This is a genomic window from Bdellovibrionales bacterium (genome assembly GCA_016716765.1).
Lineage (GTDB): Bacteria > Bdellovibrionota > Bdellovibrionia > Bdellovibrionales > UBA1609 > JADJVA01.
The window spans coordinates 645,146-666,385 of the sequence record JADJVA010000020.1 but is presented as its reverse complement, the minus strand read 5'-3'; the positions used below and the strand labels follow the sequence as shown (position 1 = coordinate 666,385).

The 21,240-nt window shown below is 46.8% G+C and carries 12 protein-coding genes; 9 read left to right on the top strand and 3 right to left on the bottom strand.

The annotated features are described in order from the left end of the window. Positions 1-57: 57 nt before the first annotated feature. The 3 genes from IPL83_11775 to IPL83_11765 are packed head-to-tail and all read left to right on the top strand — an operon-like array spanning position 58 to position 1,759. A complete protein-coding gene (locus tag IPL83_11775; protein ID MBK9039820.1) occupies positions 58-516 on the top strand; it encodes a hypothetical protein in 459 nt (152 codons plus the stop codon). Between the two features lie 18 nt (positions 517-534). Further along, positions 535-1,191: a 7-cyano-7-deazaguanine synthase QueC gene (gene queC, locus IPL83_11770; GenBank protein ID MBK9039819.1), complete on the top strand. Its 657-nt coding sequence runs from the start codon at positions 535-537 to the stop codon at positions 1,189-1,191. 1 nt (position 1,192) lies between these two features. Further along, on the top strand, positions 1,193-1,759 hold the full coding sequence (locus IPL83_11765; protein MBK9039818.1) for a DUF366 family protein: 567 nt from the start codon (positions 1,193-1,195) through the stop codon (positions 1,757-1,759). Positions 1,760-1,822: 63 nt separating this feature from the next. On the opposite strand, the gene IPL83_11760 is transcribed toward IPL83_11765, so the two are convergent. Further along, a complete protein-coding gene (locus IPL83_11760) occupies positions 1,823-2,359 on the bottom strand; it encodes a NifU family protein (GenBank protein ID MBK9039817.1) in 537 nt (178 codons plus the stop codon). Positions 2,360-2,471: 112 nt separating this feature from the next. Then, positions 2,472-3,707, bottom strand: a complete 1,236-nt coding sequence (locus tag IPL83_11755; GenBank protein ID MBK9039816.1) for an MFS transporter — start codon at positions 3,705-3,707, stop codon at positions 2,472-2,474. A gap of 185 nt (positions 3,708-3,892) precedes the next feature. Between IPL83_11755 and IPL83_11750 the strand changes: the two genes are divergently transcribed. The 3 genes from IPL83_11750 to IPL83_11740 are packed head-to-tail and all read left to right on the top strand — an operon-like array spanning position 3,893 to position 7,336. Next, a complete protein-coding gene (locus IPL83_11750) occupies positions 3,893-4,819 on the top strand; it encodes a class I fructose-bisphosphate aldolase (GenBank protein ID MBK9039815.1) in 927 nt (308 codons plus the stop codon). A gap of 41 nt (positions 4,820-4,860) precedes the next feature. Beyond that, a complete protein-coding gene (gene lysS / locus IPL83_11745; protein MBK9039814.1) occupies positions 4,861-6,369 on the top strand; it encodes a lysine--tRNA ligase in 1,509 nt (502 codons plus the stop codon). Between the two features lie 40 nt (positions 6,370-6,409). Continuing rightward, a complete protein-coding gene (locus IPL83_11740) occupies positions 6,410-7,336 on the top strand; it encodes a hypothetical protein (GenBank protein ID MBK9039813.1) in 927 nt (308 codons plus the stop codon). Positions 7,337-7,368: 32 nt separating this feature from the next. Here the strand turns inward: IPL83_11740 and IPL83_11735 are convergent, their stop codons facing one another. Continuing rightward, positions 7,369-7,725: a hypothetical protein gene (locus IPL83_11735; protein ID MBK9039812.1), complete on the bottom strand. Its 357-nt coding sequence runs from the start codon at positions 7,723-7,725 to the stop codon at positions 7,369-7,371. 388 nt (positions 7,726-8,113) lie between these two features. Between IPL83_11735 and IPL83_11730 the strand changes: the two genes are divergently transcribed. The 3 genes from IPL83_11730 to IPL83_11720 all read left to right on the top strand — a co-directional run bounded on the left by IPL83_11730 (position 8,114) and on the right by IPL83_11720 (position 21,187). Beyond that, entirely contained in the window at positions 8,114-10,798 is a 2,685-nt protein-coding gene (locus IPL83_11730; GenBank protein MBK9039811.1) for a hypothetical protein, read from the top strand. 103 nt (positions 10,799-10,901) lie between these two features. Then, positions 10,902-17,900: a hypothetical protein gene (locus tag IPL83_11725; GenBank protein ID MBK9039810.1), complete on the top strand. Its 6,999-nt coding sequence runs from the start codon at positions 10,902-10,904 to the stop codon at positions 17,898-17,900. Continuing rightward, a complete protein-coding gene (locus IPL83_11720; protein MBK9039809.1) occupies positions 17,897-21,187 on the top strand; it encodes a SpoVR family protein in 3,291 nt (1,096 codons plus the stop codon). The genes IPL83_11725 and IPL83_11720 overlap by 4 nt, the downstream gene beginning before the upstream one ends. Positions 21,188-21,240: the final 53 nt, after the last annotated feature.

Here is a 21,240-nt window from a genome sequence, read left to right as displayed (position 1 = left end):
CTTTTGGTATCTATGCTAGCTCTGAGAATGATCTTAAAATAGGGGGGGTGTGGTATCGTGGAATTAAAGCAAAAACTTTCGGAGCGAGCAGCTCAGGCCAGGGATGTGGCAAATAGGGCGAAAAAGGAGTTGGACCGAAAAATTCTCGATTTGACTTCATTGCGTTTCGAGAAAATAAAGAGTCTTCTGGCAGAAAAACAGAAACGTTGGGAAGCCGACGGAGATGTGGTTTATCAGTTGGCAGAAAAAGTTCTGAAGAGGGCCATATCAATTCGTGAATCCCTTGTGACGCCAACGAAGAGTGATCAGGAAGAGAGACAAAAAGAGGAAACGGCACAGGAACTAAAGGTTTCTAAGGTCGGGAGCTCAGAAGAAAAACAGAAGTTGGCTCAGACGTCAGAGAAATTTGAGGATCGCTCAAGTGCCTCAAATAAACCCGTGATAAAATCTAAGGGAGAATCGAAAAAGAGTAATGCGACTGGAGTTAAGAAGAAATCAAAATCAGTTAAGAAGTAAAAGATTGGACTTTTTTCTGTGAGAAAGAGATCTATCGTTCTATTGTCCGCAGGCTTGGATTCGGCGGTCAATCTATTCCAAGCTCATCGCGATACTGAAGTTATTCTGGCTTTGACGTTTGACTATGGACAACGAGCTGCTGTTCGAGAGGTTCAAAAGGCCAAGTCGCTCTGTGGGCTTCTCTCTCTAAAACATCAGGTTGTAAATTTGCCTTGGTTTATTGATTTTACTACGACCTCTTTGATAAATCGAAATGAGCCTGTGCCAGAGTCAGGCGAAGTTGATATCAATTCATTGGGGCAATCAAGGGCTACAGCGGAAAAAGTTTGGATACCAAACCGAAATGGAATTTTTTTAAATATTGCGGCCGGCTATGCTGAGGGTTTGGGTGCCGATTATATTGTGCCCGGTTTTAATGCTGAAGAAGCATCAACATTTCCAGATAATTCCGAAGACTTTATTGAGGTGCTCAATCAAAGCTTAAGATTCTCCACGGCTTCTCGAGTCGAGGTTCGCTGTTACACAACTCATTTGACGAAGCCAATGATCGTTCGCAAGGGGAGAGAGCTGGGGGTTCCTTTCGAGGATATTTGGCCTTGCTATCATGCTGGAGAAGAGTGGTGTGGGAAGTGTGAGTCTTGTCTGCGTTTTCTGCGAGCTCTGAAGGAGGGATAAGATGAAGAGCCTTTGGATCACCAAAATATTTCCATACGATGGCACCCAACTTCGACCCTTGTTTGCCTATTTGAGTGAAGGAATATTGGGCGACTCCATTGTCTCCTGGCGAGGACCTTGCCAGATAGACTGGGTGAACATGGTTGATGGTGAAGACCTTCGGGCTCGGAGTCCCATTGCGGGATCGGATATGGTCCATTTTATCGTCGAGAAATTCGATTGCAGTTTGTTTGCTGCGGTTAGTTTGCAAAGACTCATAACAGCTATAGCGCTTGAGCTGATTCGAGATTTAGCAAAAGAGAGCGCTCTCGCTCTGCAGATTTTTCGGGCTGGAGATGATCTGTTTTGTGGAGAAAGAAAACTGAGCATTAGTGTAGCTACTTTGAGTCTGAGGTCAGCTTTAATTCATTTTGCACTCAACGTCAGCAACGAGGGAACCCCTGTTCCTACCTTGTCGTTGACTGATCTCGGAATAAACCCCGAGGAGTTTTCTCGCATGCTGTTGGATAGAGTCGTTGAGGAAGTCCATAGTGTGACTGAGGCGACCTGCAAAGTCAGGACTGTCTGACTTATACAAGATCTATTAGATATAAAAGATATATTAAGACATTCTGTATCAGAGGGCCCTGTATTAGAGGGCAATGACTTCTTTGATTTCAGGTATTGATGATTTGAGTCGTGCTTCTACTCCATCTTTAAGGGTGATCATTGAACTTGGACAACCAGAGCAAGACCCTCTCATATAGACGTAAACAATCTGATCTTCGTATTTATGAAATGAGATATCTCCCCCATCCATTGCAACAGCCGGCTGAATCTCATCGGAAAAGATTTGTTTAATCAATCTCACCTGTTCTGAATCATCGTTTTTGGGAGTCACCACTTCGGGCAAAAGAACAGCTTCGCCGCTGAGGACATGTTCCTCGAGAAGGCTTGCCAAAGGCTCTGCAATAATATCCCAATCAACCCAATCCTGTTTTGTGACTGTGACGAAGTCGGCCCCAATAAAAAAGCCTGCAACCCAGGGAAAGCCAAAGATCTTAGCAGCCAGAGGCGAGCGCTTGGTTTGCCCTGCACTCAAAAATTCGGCTGATTCGTCGGCTATCTGCCGACCAAATGAAAACTTCATTGTTGCCGGATTTGGCGTTTGGTCAAACTGAATTTGAATTTGAGATGGCATTTGGAGTCTCCTCTTCACCTATCAATTACCCAATTGGGGGAGAAAAGACAAACTTCTTTTAAAACGACCAAAGCAGGTGAACCAGCCAAATCAATTAAGTCTAAATGGGACCTATTCGCCGAAGAGAGCGCCAATGCAGGAGAGCGAGTTGGGCACTGAGTAAGGCGAATATTCCTGCCAAAATTAACACGGTTGAGTTGAAGCCAAGATGATCGCCTAGAACCCCAACGGGAAGACACATGATTGGCCCTATACTGATGAAACACATGCCAATGAGAGAGCTAATTCGCCCCCGATACTCCTCTTGGAGGTCCAAATGAATGCTCACGGTTAGAGAGGCAAAGGTCAAATAGCTAAAAAAACCATTCACAGTCATAGCCAATGAGGTGGTGGTGGTGGTTGGCATGAAAGGAACAGAAATAAGGGACAAGATGCCCATCGGAATGCTTAACTGAAGGGTGTTGATCGGTTTTATAGGCTTCCAGAAAGCAAAGGTCAGCGCTCCAGCCAGAGCTCCAAAGGCTGGCAGGCTAAAAACGTAGCCGAACTCGGCACCTGAAAGGTCAAATTTCTGGCGCACGAAAGTGCGGAAGATGACCATCATGATGGGAAAGACAAAACAAATCGTGAGAAGGAGCTGTATCAATCGATAGCGAATGGAGCGATTGTTTTTGAGATAACGAAAACCTTCAGAGATGGCGGAAAGTTGAGATGTTCCGTGGGGCGCAACTTTGTGAAGTGGGGGCTGGAGATCGATCTTCGCAAGAACGAAGAGGAGGCCAAAATAGGACAGTCCGTCAAACAGGAAAACAAGAGACGGACCACCATGAGCCATCAAAAAACCGGCGACCAATGGCCCCAGCATTCTTGCGAGGTGAAAGTTGGATGAAGACAGGGCAATGGCCTGTTGAAAGTCCGATCGGGGGACAAGTCTGGCGCGAAGCGCCTGTTCGGCAGGCGAGTCCAAGGACATGACAGTTCCTTCGATAATTCCAAATACAATCAGCTGCCAGAGTTGAATATGACCGAATTCGGTGAGTGCCGCGAGAATGAGAGAGGAGATCGCAAGAATCGACCGTGTAATAATCATCACTCGTCGGACTTCGAGCCGATCGACAAGAACACCGCCTTGGAGGATAAGAAAAGAGGCCGGCAATGCGACGGAAATCATGAGCAGCCCCAAAGCAGCGGCTCTTCCGAGCATCTCCACGACGATCCAGGCACGAGCCAGCTCATGAGACCATGTCCCGACCATGGAAATTGTTTGAACCAAAAAAAATTGGCGAAAACTGGCGTGCTTAAATGGCGAAAAGCGAGTTGCTAGGAACTTAACCATAGAGTGCATTATGGATGAAACAGATCATGAAATCCAGCAGAGCTTCTCTGTATTGCGGCCCTCTTTTACTTGATTTAGTAGATCACTATGATTAGGTTCGTAATTCTAAAAAAAACGTCAGAGATCTGTGTTTGTGGTTTCTACTCCAATCGACAGGTTCGATAATTTTCGCTAAGGGGCAATAAATGACACCAAGAGTTAGAGAAATTTTGAGTTGGTACGGCAGTGAGAATCCAGGGGTTTTGGCAAATATGGCGAGGCTCTTGAATCACGGCCGTTTGGGAGGATCGGGTAAGATGGTGATTCTTCCCGTCGACCAGGGATTTGAACATGGCCCAGCTCGGAGTTTTGCCAAGAATCCGGATGGCTATGACCCGGCCTATCACATGCAACTCGCCATTGAATCCGGATGCAATGCATATGCAGCGCCACTTGGTTCCCTTGAGGCTTGCGTTCGGGATTATGCGGGAGAGATTCCATTGATATTAAAGATCAACAATTCAGAGACGCTTTTCGAAGTAAAGGGATCTCCTATTTCGGCACTCACTTCTTCCGTAGAGGATGCACTGCGATTGGGCTGCTCGGCGATTGGTTTCACTATTTATCCGGGAAGTGAAAAGCGAAAAGCAATGTATGAAGAAATCGCGGCGGCCTCACGTTTGGCCAAGCAGGCAGGATTGGTTGTGGTTGTTTGGGCCTATGCCCGCGGCACAGACCTTTCTAAACAGGGTGAGACGGGAATTGATGTCATTGCCTACTGTGCTCAAATCGCCGCCCAACTAGGCGCTCATATCATCAAAGTGAAACCTCCAACCTCCTATGTTGAGCAAGAAGCGGCACGCAAGGTTTACAAAGAGATGAATATTAAAATTGAAACAATGGCAGATCGAACTCGCCATGTGCTTGACTCGGCTTTTAACGGAAAGAGAGTTGTGATCTTTAGCGGAGGTGAGGCAAAATCTAACGAAGAGCTTCTTGCTGAGGTTCGAGGTCTGGCTCAGGGTGGCGCATTCGGTAGCATCATGGGACGAAACGCTTTTCAGCGCCCGAAGAACGAGTCTATTCAGATTCTTCACAAAGTGATGGATATTTTTGCAGGTGCGGCTGAGTAATCTGAATTGATTGAGGGAGAGGGTTTTATATGAAAGATCAAATGAGTTCAGATGACAGCGAGGATACGGCTGCGACCGGACTGGAGAAAGAAAATCCCTTGCGAGCCGAAAAGAGAAGAAAGCTCCATTTGCTTCGCGCAAAAGGGATAGATCCCTTCCCTCATAACTTTAAACCCACTCATGAAGCGGGGTATATTTGTGAGAAATTTGGCCATTTTGAAGCAGGAAGAAAGGAAGAAACAGAAGAAGTCGTGATTGCCGGTCGGCTGATGACCAAGAGAGACATGGGAAAGGCTTCGTTTTTTAATTTGAAGGATCAAAGCGGTCCTATTCAAGTTTATGTGCGGGTTCAGGAATTGTGCGAGAAAGATAGACTGGCCTTTGAGTTAATTGATATTGGCGATCATGTGGGAGTGACAGGCTTTGTATTTAAGACTCAAAAAGGAGAGCTTTCTGTTCACGCGAAGTCATTTACGATTCTTTGTAAATCACTTGAGCCTCTACCTGAAAAGTTGCACGGCGTGGCCGACATTGAGATCAAGTATCGTCATCGCCATTTAGACCTCATTATGAGTCCAGAATCATGTCGAGTTTTTGAATTGCGTTCCCAAATCATTCGGGAAATTCGAAAATTTCTGGATGGGAGAGGATTTTTGGAGGTAGAAACTCCTGTTCTTCAGCCCATTTATGGAGGGGCAGCTGCCTATCCATTTTCAACTCACCATCGCGCTCTCGACATGAAGCTTTTTCTTAAGATCTCTCCTGAACTTTATTTAAAAAGGTTGATCGTCGGGGGGCTTCACAAAGTATACGAAATTTCTAAGAATTTTCGAAATGAGGGGATTGATCGTTCCCACAATCCAGAATTTACAATGTTGGAGTATTACGAAGCTTACACGGACTACAAAGATCAAATGACACAGTTTGAAGAACTTGTCGCGACTGTCTGTGAGAACGTAAGAGGTTCAAAAAGGCTTGTTTACCAAGGTAAGGAATTGGACTTTACCCCGCCCTGGCGCAGGTTGAGAGTTTTGGATGGAATTGTGGAATATGGTGGATTCGATCCCGCCAAGTTGTCAGATGAAGACCTATTTGAAAAGATCAAATCATTGGGTTCAGATTTTAAGGATCAACCACGTCGTGGTGAAATGATTATGGAAGCCTTTGAGTTGACGGTTGAAAAACATCTCTGGCAACCGACCTTTATACTGGATTTTCCTGTCGAGGTCTCCCCATTAACGAAGAAGCATCGATCTGAATCAGGCTTGGTCGAAAGATTTGAGCCCATCGTGGCAGGCATGGAATTGGGAAATGCTTATACAGAGCTCAACGACCCAGAAGATCAACTTGAGCGGCTGAAAGAACAGGAGAGTCTTCGTTTGATAGATGAAGAAGCCCAACCCATGGATTCAGATTTTATTCATGCGATTGATGTGGGAATGCCACCGACAGGGGGAGTTGGGCTTGGAGTTGAACGTCTGGTAATGATATTGACAGATCAACCTAGCATTCGTGACATTATTTTCTTTCCAACCATGAAGCACAAATAGAGCGATCGCGAGTCAAATTGGATATGTGGGGTTTGGGTAAATGGATATTTACATAAATGGTTTGTTTTCTATCTCAGGCTGCTCTCTTTTTATCCAAGTGGTTTTGGTTTTTCTCCTTGGTGGCTGTCAAACTCCGGCGCCCACTCGAGTCACAGAAAATCAGAGTCTGGATTTAGAAGTACTTAGTGCTCGCATGAGCGCACCAGTTGTGCTGAGCGATGATCTTGTTGTCATCGACACTCGAAGCCGTTTTGATTATACCATGGCCCATGTACCAGGCTCAATTCATCTCACTTGGCAGGAGTTCGTTGATGGAAGGAGTGCGACTCCGGGAAAGCTTCAGCCGAGTTTTCAAAGGTTTGCTCGCCGTTTGGCGCTTCTGGGGATGCACTCTTCAACGCCAGTGTTGGTTCTGGGTAATGGTTTAAAGGGAAGAGGCGATGAAGGTCGCCTGGCATGGACTCTCTTTTATTTAGGAATCACGAATATCCAGATCGCAGATATCGAAGCTTTTGCGAAGGGACTCACCAACATTGAAACTCCTCTACGTAAAAATGCTGATTACTGGGAACCGAAGATAAAGACGACGGTGGAGGCGAGCCAAGATGAAGTTGAGAAGGCTGTGTTTGGGAAGAAGAAATTGGGAGAAAAGATTTATCTTATAGACGTCAGATCAAAAGCTGAATATTTTCGGAAGAAGAGTTCAAATTTTGAATACAGTGCACCCGATTTGGGAGCTATAAATATTGAGTGGAGAGATTTTTTTCAGCCAGACGGGCGTCCGCATCTTCCCATGAGAGACAAGCTTCGTGCCATAGGTATTCAATTTAAAGATCGCGTAATTGTGATAAGTGACAATGGAGTGCGTTCAGCAGCCGTAACGATGGCACTTTTATCGATGGGATTTTCCGGGGCAGCGAACTATTCCGGTGGCTACACAGAACTTCTTAGGAATCAATCTCGCTAGCTTGATTCTGGCCTAATCGTGAATGCCGCCCCTTAATCATGAACGCCACCCCGGAGGAAGCCGACAAGGGCATCAGAGGCCGACTTTTTTTCGTCCTTCGCGCGTGTTTGTTGATAATTTGATTTTTTGGAGGCTCCATTTTCATTAAGAGAACTTGGCCTTCGTTGCCTTGACAAGCTTTCTGCCACTTGAACTTCAGGTAGGTTCGAAGAGCAATCGATTGAAGATTGGAGGCAGGTTCTTTGAATAACTACGCTCGATTGAAGCTTAAGACTTCCGATCAGAAGGAGAACACCGAACAGTGATCCCCACACCAAGCTTTCCTGCTTAAAAATCCGAATCATCCTCATGGACTTACTCCCTTTGTTTACTTGAAATCTCTCAATCATTTACAAGCAACATCCATAATTCAGACGAGACAATCTCAGCCTGCCACGTAATGAGGCAGGAATACAGAAATGAGATTCTCCGAACACAAAATTTAACAAATTTGTATCAAAATGAGTCGTTAGGCGAAAAATACCCGTTCGTGAATCAAAAGGAGAGGAAGACAAGTGGGGATCAAGGGGGTCTGATTCGGGTTATGAGTAGTGATCTAATGACATTCATAACTTCATATTATCATTGGGTATCTTTTTACACTTTGATTAAAGCACTAGTTCTAGAAAAAATACATCTTGGGTGCTTGCCTTGACCATCGGTACCTAATGGCAATAGTTCATGCCCCAGGGTTAGGTTAATTGAAACAAGAGCAGCAAAACGGGTAAAGAAGAACTCATGATGGGCAATCGTGGGCAAGGGGTCTTTTTGTCTTTTAGACAAAATTCAGTTTCGCAAAAAGTGAATCAAGTAAAAAGCATCTTGGGAAAGTGGCTTGTTATCAGTCTCTTTGGAGCCCAAGTATTGTTGCCGCAGTCTGGATTTGGTTCAGATGAACCGACGACGCCATCCGAGGTGTCACAGCCCTCAGTTGAGACCCCCAAGAAGGGCACTGGGGCGTGCCGGAAGAAAGTTGCGTCAGCAGCGACTGGCGAGCCAAAGTTAGATAAATCGTCCACCGACAAGCCGTCCAATACAGGCGCTACAAGGGCCGCAAGAGCAGAAAAGCCACCAGCCGTGGGCGTAGACCCCTCAAATGAGGTTGCCCAGATTTTATTTGAGCTATCGGATTTTCTCAGATTGGGAAGTCAGGTGGATTTAGCTGAAAATCCAGCTGTGAAGTTTCCTTTTCTGGTTATGAATTCGGCGGAAAGGGCTGCGGCTTTGATTTATTCAACGCCTCCTCAGCGATCGCGTGATCCTCTCTTCAAGCGAAGGCCTGTCGAGATTTTTCCGACTCTCTCAGGGGTCTTGCCTGAAGCGGAGAATCGAGGGGTTGTTGGCCAAGAGGGGCCAATTGCAGCTGTTGTTCAGTTTATCGTGGCTAAAGCCAACGGGCAGAATGTTGGTAAATCGCCCGGATTGCCAGGGCCAGCTGGGACGGGAAAGACTGAGTTTTTGGTGGCTTTGGATAAGTTGCAGAAAAATCTTCCCAAAAAGCGACCCATTTTTCGCGAATACACCTATGTTTGGAAGGATCTTGATAAGATTCCATCGCTAGCTCAACTGCGTGTGGCTGCACTCGTTAGTCCACAAATCCCACGATCACCCTTCACTTTGTTGCGATCTGATATCCAAAATGAAATTTTCGGGGAGGTCCTTCCTGAAATCAGAGGCCGTCACAAGTTCATCGTTTCAAATGGCTGGACCGAGCCTGAGCCACATTCGGTATTTTATCTCACGGCTCTTTTTCACCATTATTTTCCTAAATATAGGCTCGGTACAGGCAGTATCGATGATCTGAGTCGTGAGGAGTATCTTTGGTTTTTAGGAAAACTCAATGAACATGTCGTGATCGTGCCGCGTTCTTCGGTTGTAGCTGAATCTAAGGAGCCTTTGATGATTCGTGCGCAACCCTTAGAGGCAAACTTAACCAGAATTTTTGCTGCTCCGAATATGAGGAACGCCGCGAATCTCGGAGCCAACCATCCCTTGGCTACTGACTATACAGGTAGTTTTTTTAGGGCTGATGGTCGCCCTGTTGGGGTTGATGAGTTGTACCGGAACGGACCTGATATGCTGAATGCTCTTCTTGAGGTTGTGCAGAATGGGATTGTTCAGACAGATTATGGGCAGGCAGTGTTGACCGACAGCCTTGTGATCTGGACATCTAACAACGAGAGCATAACTAAAGCGAGTGAAGATCAAGCTTTGAAGGCTTCCCTTGATCGGGCCGAAAAGAACCACATGAACCTGCTCATTTCGCCAGACCAAATCGAACAAATTGCGGTTACAAGGCAAATTGGGGCCCACATGTTCGAGATGCGTGCGCTTGAGTCAAGTGAGAGAGTACCCTATAACGCATTAGATATTTATCCGCTTCCAGATACGGAGGGCAAGACTGCGACAGCCTATCGACGATATGCGCTCTACTATAAGGGGGGAGTAAACCGAGGCACGCTGGTGAGCCCTTTGACTCTGAACTATATGTCTTGGTTAGCCTCGGCAACCAGGATGGTTGTAGACGTTCCTAGCCTAAGAAAACATCAGTCCGAACTCAGTCTAGTCACCGCGAATCCAAGTCAATTTCTGGATCCTATTTACAGGTTGAAAGTGATTCTCGGAGAGATTGATCCAAGCAGTGACGCAGAATTGGTTGAACTTTCCAGGATGCATCTTTTGCTCAATGAAGGCGATCAGGGCATTACCTCGCGAGATATGGAAACATGGCTTCGCTATGTCGTTCAAGTCTCTCAAGAAAAGAACATAGCGATTACACCTCTGTTGGCAGATATTGCGTTTCAGGAGCTCTTAGATTCTTCAAAGATCAAACCGGAGAAATTCGAAACGAGAGCCCACTGGCAGAGTCTCCGAAGAAGAATCAAATTTGAAATGCTTTTACCGCGTCTTGCAAATGACGTTCGGATTATTATCTCTGGCGAAGGCGAAAAATCTGACCGCATTTATGATGAAATATCAAGAGAGTTAATTGAGCTCGCGAATTATCCAGAAGCCGACTACGTCAGTAGCGACTCGGGTGCTCAAAAGATTGCTATCAATAAGGATCGGTTGCAGAGGATATTTGCCATTTACCAGCAAAAGAACAACCTGAGATTTGAGCCCAAGTTTCTGCTCAGAACAATCAAGGGTGCCGGCAAAGCTAGCGTTCGTGATGCAAAACTGATGGAAGCGGTCAGACAATTTCTTGCCGACGAGGATTCAAGAACGGCCGATTACATTTCAGCCTTTGATACGTATTATCGCGGTGAAACCAATGATCCAACGATTGTTGAACAGGTTGGAAGAAGCGAACGGATGCTTTCTAAATATGGATATGACGTTGCGGCCTTTCAGCAGGCTGTTGGATTTGTGGCTCAGATGAGGGCCGAGAAGCTGATAAAAAGGGATAGCGAGGCACCTTAATGGCGGCTGATCGAGGTCGACTTCATTTGAAGTTGTTTAAATAGTTCAGCGCCGATGAGGGAAGAGTTTATTGTATTCAAAATTATTTTTGGGTGAGGGATAAGTGATGCAATGGTTTTTCGGTCTTTTAGTTGGATTTGGCGTCTTGATCCATACTCTCAGTTCAGAGGCCGCTCGGTTCACTTATTCTTCCCAAGGTGCCGAAATCTTCGAGGTTGTGACCAATGGGGGCGAGTCGGAGAACATGCCCTCTGGGATTTATAAGCTGCACGCCAAAACAGGGGAATTGGACCTTCTTGTTCCCGGCAGCCCCACCGGGGTTCATCGGGCATACAAGGGGATCCTAGCCTTCTTGAGTCCTTCAGCAGGTATTGGTTCTTCCAATGAAGCTCTGACGTTGATCAATGGGCGTCTCACTCTATTCAATTACAACTCCAGTCCCAAGAATAAAAAGTCCTACCTTTTATTGGGGGAGAAGGGCCCTGGGGGGATTAGCCTGGTAGACGTCCTAAGTGGGAAGTCGATCGATCTGCCTCGTCTTGAACACCCTGATGAGGTCATGATCTATGATGTTGGAACTCGATTCCGGGGATCTGTGTCGGAGCGGCTGCTTTTGATCTCCGTCAAAGTTGACAGTTTTTTGGGTAATGGAGTTACGTTTGCCCTTTTAGTACCGCTCTCCTCTGGTGGAGAGAAGGTAGCTGTGCGAGATGATCGCGCCGTCGTTTTGGGCTACGAATACATGATCACGAAACAGTTGGAGAGGATGCACCTCTCCCTTGGAAATGGTGGAAATGACTTCACCGTTCTGTCACCCCTTGTTGTGGAGAACGCAAGGATGCAATTACCACGTGCTGAAGATCAGAATGGAGTCATGTCTCGTTGGAGAAAGCATCTCGATCGCGTAGCCCCATACATCGAATCGGGAAAGGTTAAAAACACAGAAGGGAAGCTCGTTGACTCGGTTCCATTCCCATTCGCAGGCGTTCCCGTCTACAACCCCGCTACTGGAGCCTACTCATTAAATGAATATCCCATTGACCCAGTGGTCAACGAATCTTGGGGCCAACTCGGCTTAGTTTACGACCCATTTTCTCGTAGCTATAGGCTTGTGGACATTCCTCATGAATTAGGTCGAGGACAGACCACGGCGATGATATCGGGCGGGCAGATCACTTTTCTCGACAAAGAAACGGCCAAGGCGAGGTCGTTGGGGGATTTTGGAATTGATCGCGATCCTAAATCGGGAAAGTACTTGATAAGTGGATTGAGTTGGGATGGAGGAGTGGGTGATGGCGTGGCTGTCAGTCACCAATCTGCGATATTGTTTTTTAGTAATGGAAATCCAAATTTGGCTGTGAGGGTTTCCGACTCGAAGATTTTTCAGATTCTAGATCTCAGAGATGGAGTCTTAGACAAGATCCTCGTTCCCAACGCGCAGATAGAGATGATCAGAGCTGGAACCTTTCGGTTTGGATCCAGAATCGTCCATTCTTTCCTCGTATCAGCAAGAAAGGATCGGGCCAAATACGGTTCTGTCTGGAATATTGTTGTTGAAGAAACTGGATCTTTGAGGCTTCTACAAACCGAAGCTCTCATGGACACCCTCTATATCACAGCGAAAGAAATGATACTCAGGCTTGAACTAGCTCGACCTGGCGAGCCAGTTTTTGACAACGTCACTCCAGTTTCTGGAGTAGCCGCCTATTTAAAAAAGAAAATCGCCTCAGCGGCGGAAAGTGATAAGGCGGGGCACGCTGTTGTGGGTTCTCGAGTTGCATCAAAGACAGACTCGAGTTCTCCCCTGTCTGTCCCTTACACGAGGCTCATAAAAAATGGTTTGGGATTGGATGTGCCGAAGACCGAATTTGGGCCTCAAGTCTATCTGCGTTCTCAGCTAGAGACGCCAATTTTGCAAAATCAGCTGCATTTTATTCAGTATGACCCAACTGGTGCACCCAAGGACTACACCGGATTTTGGTCCTATACGAAGCCAGCTGATGGTTCTCAAGCCAAGTTGGGAGACGATAGATATCTGAAATTGGAGGCATTGGGACGACCCTTGATTAGCCGGATAGAAAGGTCGACCAAGCTTGTTCAGCACACCTTGGAAGAACGCGTCCTTCAATTTCCTCGTGTGACCAGAGATAACTTCAAATCAGTTAGAATTACTCTCCTTCCTTTTTCCACGGCGAAGAAAACTTCAGGTCGCTCTGCTGAAGTTGCAAAGTCATTTAGTTTAGGGATTGTCGCAACTCCTACGCAAGAGGGAGCAGCGAATCCGGTTTTTAAGCAAGTTAGCTTCGACCTTCCCTATCAGAGTTTTGTTTACAGTAAAATTGTGCAAGGAGAGAAGGGAAACTCTGACCTCTTCCATATCTTTTTGTTTTTTCGGGAAGATTCTAAAATTCCAGGTTCAAAGAACGCTGTCTTTGTCGTGAATGGAAGTTTGGATATGCCAGCCCTTGCTCAGGGAAAACTTCAGCTAGCAACCTCGGACAAGAAAACTGTGTTTCGCAGTTTTGTTGGGTCCTCTGAGTATAAGAGACACTTGGCCGTCGATGCTGAGGGGCGGTATTATTGGGTTGATGATCCTTCCGTTGGATTTTTGTCTTCAGAGATAAAAGTGAGAAAGCTTTTGGAACCCGATAAGTATGTTGTTCCCAGAAACGCGGCACTTGCGAATCTTCGTGTGGCTGAGGGAATAAGGGATACAGATGTAGGCTATGCTAATAAAAGGCTTAGTCGAGGGGGGGTTTGGGAAATCTGGAGTGCTGGTCATCTGCGTTCGAGAGTCAAAGGGATGGATGATGTGTTCGATAAGGCCGGCAAGATTTTGGATTCAGGATCGCCTAAAAAGGGCGAGAAGACTGAAAAGGCCGGATCTGAGACTGGCGAAACTTCGAAGCCAAACGGATCGGGGGAGGATGCTCCCGGAAAGACCAATTTAGCAGGAGAGTCGGCTTTATTTGAAGGCTTTGATGCCTTTCTGGATAGATATGTCGAACAGAAAACATTCGCAAATCGAATTGAAGTGGTGATCGTAGAGCCCTCGCTCAAGGAAGGGTTTAAGCGGGCAATGCTTAAAAAGCTTCTGGGAAAAAGGGGCAGATTTTCGTTGGGTAATACAAAAATTGGTTATTACTTGGCAGATGAAACGCTTGATGACGTCGAGATTGCGGATGAGATGGGCGCTATTCAAGGACAGGAGAGCTCAGGAGGAGTTGGAAAAGGGATTTTGTTGCTTGAACCCAGCCTGCTATCTACCTATGAGGTGGCAACTCGCGCTGCTGTCGAAGCTGAAGGGGATAACGAGCGGAGAAGTGATGAATTTGAGACGTTGACTGTGAGTCAGAAAGAGGAAAGCGAAGACGCAATGGAGGATCCTCGTGTTCGTTTTCCTGGTGAGAATCCCAAAACTCCATCTGATTTTTTGTCTCTTGTCGTTTCTGGAGGGAGAGCGAAGACTCCAACTGGATTGAAGAAATTGAAGGGAAAATACACGACTCCAACCGGCTTGATGATTGTTACAATGAATGAATGGAGACAGATCAAAAGTCGCCATAAACAAGCGCGCGACTATGGACTGTTGGATCGATTTTCTATGAACTATGATTTTTTGACATCGAGTTGGACGATTTGGCCACCAAAATCTGGAAAGGTTCCAGATGATCTCAAAGCCCTTGGAAGCTCGGGTCTCTATCATGCAGATGAGATGGCCCTCTTCCCTTCCCTTGACAAGCTTCTGAATAAGGCAGCGACAGGGCAGCTTAGTGGAGAACAGATTGTATTTCTTGTTCCTCCTGAGCTTCTGCCTGTTGTCAATAAATTGGTTTGGCTTCGCTGGATGAATGAGGACATTGCATCTTCTCAGCCTTGGTCCCATGGGAATCCAAAACTGGCTCTTTCGCGGCTTTCATCAACTGGCACACAGACCGAGGTGCTGGATAATCTCAAGGCTGTAAAAGGGGCAACAGTGTCACGCCATGCCGTTTTGGTTGGAGAATTAGAAGCGGTTGAGCGCTTAGGGCGTCCTATCAACGCAAAGGATTCTCCTAACCTCATGCTACGGGATCCCTTGCAGCTAAAGGCCCGAAGGGACCTACTCTCGGACTCAAGAATAGGCATGGACTCTTTGGCTGAGGGAGGGGGGGCTGCGGCTGGGAATCAGACGGCGGCAAAGGACTCCTCGGAGGAAGATCGAGCTGAGTTGGAAGCTGGCCTGTTTGACATCGGGGCTGAGATTGAGGGAATTCAAGAGGAAGTTTTGGAGCTCAGAGAAAGGCAAGCTCAACAGAACTACGTGGAACTTGAAGATTCAAAATTGGATTTTGAACGTCTAGAAGAACTAGAATTGCAATTATCGACGCTTCAGAAAATCAGAGAAAAGGACAGAATCCGCTTGGCTTCTTTGACCGTAGACGAAGATGAGGGAAAATCGAAAGCTGGATCGTCGTCGGGTGGTTCCGATAAGATTCTTCCTCACACAATGTGGTGGTTGGCAACGGAAGGCCAGGCCGTTCAGCCACGCAAGGAAAAGGGATGGAGTTTAGATAAATCAGTTCGCAGAGAGGCGACGACCATTCTTATAGGTACTGAGGAGCAGTGGAAGCGCCTTCAGGGGGCTCTTGCACCCGAAGATAAGATCTATCGTCTCGGCGATCACTATGAGGTGGATCGTTTGGAAGCACCTGATAACCAGATAAAATTTGACCGAATGAATTCTTTGTTTTCTCAGCCTGAAATCCAGGCACTGGGTTATGAGTTTGCCGTTTTAAATGGGGCCGCAGATGTCAATCCTCGGGATCAACTCATTCAGCATTTTATCAATAGGGTCGAGGGCATCGCTTACGATTTAAATATTGATAGCACGACGGCTTTCGTGAAGGCATTTGTCACACTCAGAGCGTCCTTGACCGAAGACGCGGCCATGCGCAGAGAACGACGCATTGATGAAAACACCTTGGGACGCCTTTTTACCAAGGTGTTTCCTATGCCACTCAATCGAGATATTCTGGCTGAGGGTGACCCTTTGAGAATCACACACAATATTCGGGCGGCAGTTCGACTCTTTGAGGATTACGGATACAAGGGCTCTGCCGAACTAAAAGCAACTTTTCTTAACGTCTTCAATACTCAAACTAGGCCTGCTGATCCGAGTAAACCAATTCCGGCATCTTTCCTATTTTTTGGCGGTACAGGAAGTGGAAAAACCGCGATGATTAAGACTTTCTTCAAAGTTATCAATTTGAAGGAGTACGCGAGAGGTCATGCTTCAAATGAGGAGGCGGGTTACATCTTCATCGATGTTGGTCAGCTGACAGAGAAAGAGTCCACGGATCCCAAAAAGTCGTCCGTAGAAGAGGCCATTGCAGACATTTATGATTTATTGTCCCAGCCGAATGGGGCTCGTGCACATTTGGTGTTTGACGATTTTCATAAAGCTACCACAGTTGCAGTTAAGAGACGACTGTACCAGTTTATCATGAGTTTGTTTGAAGCAAAGGGAGGGATGATCACTGTTCGTTCTAAAAAGAACGACAAGGCGCGAGAGATTCCAGTCCAGAATTTGAGTCTTTACATGACTCTCAACCCGGCAAACGAAGGTCGGCGCAAGAACTACATAGACAATTTGAAGAAGTATAAGCCGGAAGAACTTCTGAAGAAGGAAGTACTCGCGGCGTTGTCGGACAAGGACATGGACTTGGAGGATTCGGCAGTTGCTCGGTGGGCCTACATCATTCCCATGGATCATTTCCCCCGAGATGCAAAGGTGCCTGAGTTAGCAGCAAGAATTCGTGAAGATGCGCGGGTATCGCCAAATCATTTTGTCATGGTTGAACCTTCAGTGATTGACGGTTTGGTCGATTTTTTTGAGGGAGCTGATGCGAGGGCATTTTTGGTTCCAGCGACAACCGCTTTGACCCATGTTCCAGTAAATGCGGCGCCAGCGAGGCTCTATTTGGTAACGGCGAGAACAGGCCCTGATGGAAGTGGGTCGAATCTTAGGGACTCATTCGGATCAACGGCGGGGGCGGGAGTCGGTCTCGACGATTTTAAGAAGGCAGTTGTGGCTCATACTCAGATTGATCCGATTGTTCCGAACGATATGAGATCGTTGGCCTCTTTCATGAGGCTCTTGATTCGTGAATTCAGGCTGCAATTAGGGAATGGTTTGGTTCTTCAGGCCAATCAGACGGATACCCTTGTAATCTCGGCTGTTGGTCAATCAAATTCGGTGAGGGATGGCTTTATTATTGGATTGACCGATCATCTTGTGACTCATTTTTCCATCCCTCCACGAGAGACGATCCTTCATCCCGAGGAATTAGATTTTCTTGGTCACGAGAAAATCTCTGAACTTGTGGAGATCCTAATGGGTGGATCCAAAAAATCGGATTCTTCCTATTTTCCGTTTAAAGCAAATTATCGAATCAGTAATCAGCCTGCTAATTTAGGAGATTTTCTCGACAATAAATTGGCGACAATCAGTCAACAGCCAGATAGGGCGTTTCTGATTGCAGCTTATGTACGCCGAGTTGAAGAAGTACTTTGGGGGTTTCAGCGTCTTTTCTTAAGGCTTCCTCCATCAGAAGATATGTCTCGAATTTCAGGATTTGATCAGCAGAGGTTGCAGAGATGGTTTAAGGATTTGCCAGTTGCAGCTCCTGAGGAAGAGGCCAAGCTGGTTTATCAGCAACTGATTCAAACATTTCAAGATTTTTTAGATGAGTTTTCATCCGAGGACAAGAGTGGATCGGGCGAAAGTCTGGGCGATCTTACGATCTATGACAGCGCGAGACTCTTCGGATTTATTCTGGATCGGGCTGTCGTGGGATTATCCTGGCCGAGGGCAGCAAAGTTTCTGATCGATGTTATTGAAACGGCGAGGGATCACAGTTTTGGAAGTGCGAAAAACTATAGGGAATATATTGGGAAGCATCAAAATTCACCGTTTGCCATGACGACAGATGCGTTTTTGAGGGAGATGGGAAGTTTAGCGCAACACGACGCACGTATGAGTCAAGAGAGTTTGATGGTTCGTCGAGACAAGTTTGTCGGAGTGTGTACTCGCCTGATGGCGGGCGGGAGGAAACAGTGATTTCATGGGCGCTAGCATTCGTAGGTTTTTTTCTCGGGCTTTCTGCACAGGTTCATGCCACTGGGGAAAAGTGCATGAAGGAGTTAGCGAAAACTGCTGACGAAAAGAGTCAGACCGGACGCTATCATTACAGGATTATTGAAAGTCCTCGTGCAGTTCCAGAGGCTCAAATATATAATAAATACGTTCAGGAGTTGGTACGGCCTGGGGGCGTTTTAGAGCAGCTTGGACTTGAGTTGCCACCTCAGGTGATGGAATTTGTTCCGCCCCTGGATTTGCAGGCGATCGTTTCTGGATCGGCCGGCGGCTATCCTGTTCGACATTATCTGGATGGAGCGAATGTTCTGAGATCCATGAAGCCTACAGGGGGATTTGCCTTAGAGGTTATTTATCCAGGTGGAGGGAAGAAAGACCAAGTTGGGAATCAAAGCGGAGGGCAGAAACCTAAAGTTGCGTATCAACATGGCCTGTTTCGAGACGACAATGTTCGAGATCAGCAGTACAGCATTGTCGATCACGCTTTTATTGGACACTCCCATTTTGCGAAGAACTCAGGTTTACCCCACTACCGAGTGGGACAAGGGCTCGAGGCGACTCGTGAGTTGGACGCGGTTTTGGAAAAAGCCTATCGGGAGTTTGATCAAGACTATGTTATGAGATGGTACTTGTTCGCCCAGACTCTGATGCCCCTCCTCGACTACTCTGGCCCCTACTGGGAGCCCGTCGAGGACTTCGTTCCAAAGTCGGGAACGACATCTTGGATGTCAAGTGGAGGGGGGCAAGTGGCGCGCCCCGAGATAATGTCTCACCCGAGAAAGATCACCGAGAACGTTCTCCAGGCATTCACTGCCAACTTGGGGCCCGAGGAACCATCCTGGAAACGGGAGATTCTGGAAAAGCTGATTGTCTCAATGAGTTTCCGTCCGGCTCTGGTTCACACTCAGATAATGAACGAGGGGTGGGCATCGATCATGCAAGAGATCATCCCACGTCATACCGAGACTCACCACAACTTTGAATATTACTTGAATTCACAGCGTGTGATGCAAGGGGAAACATTGCCAAAGGTGAGAGATCCATATTCCTTGGGAGTTTTTTGTTGGAGGCGCATTAGGGAACGCTTTGAAGAACAGCCTGAAATAAAATTATTGAAGTCTCAGCTTGAAAAGGATGGGAAATTTCTAAGGTATGGTGAAGAGCTCATCGCAACAATGACGGACGATGATTTTATCAGGTTTGCGGTCGATCAGCGATTTATTGATAAGACAAAGTTGGCCGTCGTGAGGAAAGCAAGCAGGGATGAAAATGATCCCAATCTTCCTCCGCCACCTCCAAATCCAAATGAGCCACCGCCAGCACAGTGGATTATTGTGAGCCGCGAGCCAGAACGGGTGGCACAGATGCTGATCGATTCCGTTTTGAAGCCCAAGTACACTTACAGGCCTCGTGTGAGATTGATGAATTTTACCCGACCGAACACCGGAGAGGTTGAGTTGGTGATTGATGATGATTTTGGAAGAGTCCTTCCAATTGATCATGAGACCGTAGGGCCGGCTTTGTATGCCTTGGCGAATATCATGAACCGTCCGATGAGCTTGGAAGCAACTTTCATGGAAAAGAAGGGTCAGCAGCCTCCCGATTGGATTTGGCATATGCCAGACTGGTGGAGAAGGGAGTATGGCCACCTATTTGTTGAGCCGACGATATTGATGCGAGCGAGAGTCATTGTGTCCCCTTATGGTGATGTAAGTGCTTATAAAATTGTAAAAGAGACTTATCCAGGTGGTGTCCTTGACACTGGAACAGTCAGGAAGCGCAGCTTTACTGAGGAAGCAGCGCCGGAGTTTGCAGAGAAGCTTTCCAGTTATCTGAAGGCCTATATTGTAGACCTTTACCTTGAGGACGATAAACAGTTGGAAAAAGTGGTCCGCGGATCTGACACCTTAAGAGAGGCGATCTCTATGGGAATAAAGAAAATCTCAGATGATCCCATTCCAGAGGGATCTATGGTGCTTCAGTCTCCGAACTCAGCAGGAGCCATTTCAGCTTATGAAATGATGCTCAATCGACGCATGGCCATGGCAATGGAGAGAGCGAGCAAATTGAAAGGGGGCTTTGTCATAGGATCTGGAGGAAAAGTAAAACTGCGTGCGCTTCCTTCAGAGGTGCATATAGAATTCGACAGGGAGCATTTAGAGCAAACTCTCAAAGACCTTCCTCCGGCTCCTATCGGAAAGGCGGCTTCTGATCTTCACATGACCTTTTCGAAATCAGATTCCAACTCCAGTGGCTTGATCGCGAGCCCGTTTAATCCAGATGCGGGAGGCAACGGGCAGGTTGGTCCCATTGATGGTCACAAAGGTGATCGATTTTGGGGGCCAGGGGATAGTAAAGGTGGAAAAGGGGGGAATAAGCCGGGAGAAGAAGAGAGTGATCCATCCTGGGTTGATATACCCGAAGAGTTGTACAGTCGATTTTTGGGTGAAAGGGTTCGTTTGCCTAAGCTCAATAAGAAGCCGGGCCTCTCAAAGACAAGTGCGAGAAAACCTGGCAGGAGTCGTCGTAGCCTAGCCGGTTTTTTGAGAGAAGATCGAATCATGGAAAATGCTGTTGGCAGGGGTGTTGAGGCCTTAATCAAAGAAGGCAAAGACCCTTTTGAAAATCCAGAAGACATGATTTACGAGGGATTTGAAGGGCTTCAACTTTCAGACATCATCGTTAAATCGACAAAGCCGACGAAGAAACCCGACGTCAAGGCTGTCGTGGTATTTGTTATGGATGCCTCTGGATCTGTGGGCGCCTATCTGGATGCCTTTAAAAGGTTTGTTAATGATATGGAAGCTCTGGTTAGATACAACTACAAGGGCTTTGATTTTCGCTTTATCGTGTTTGATCATGCAGCGCACTTGCTGAAAAATAGGGACGAGTTTTTTAAATTTCAGTTGGGGGGAGGAACCGACTATTCGGCTGGAATAAACAGAGCCAAGAAGCTCTTTGAGGATGAATACCCTCGCGCGGCATGGGATAGGTACACTTTCGTCCTTGGTGACATGGAGGACTTTGGAAACCAAGCCATGGCTCCGATCAAGTCACTTCTTGAAGAGAGCGAGTACTTTGGCGGTGTTGCCGGCCTGCATGGGGAAGGCTACGTACCGGAACTTTACGAGGCCATTGTCGCAGAGGCTGGTTCAAACGATGCCGTTGGACACACTGTCATCGACAAGGATGGAGGCTACGTTATTAGAAACCTAAGAGAAGTCCTCAGAAATGAAGAAGAATCGAATTGAACTGACTTGTACTGAACTGTGTGAGGCGGGTGACTTGGGGCAATAGCGAGAGT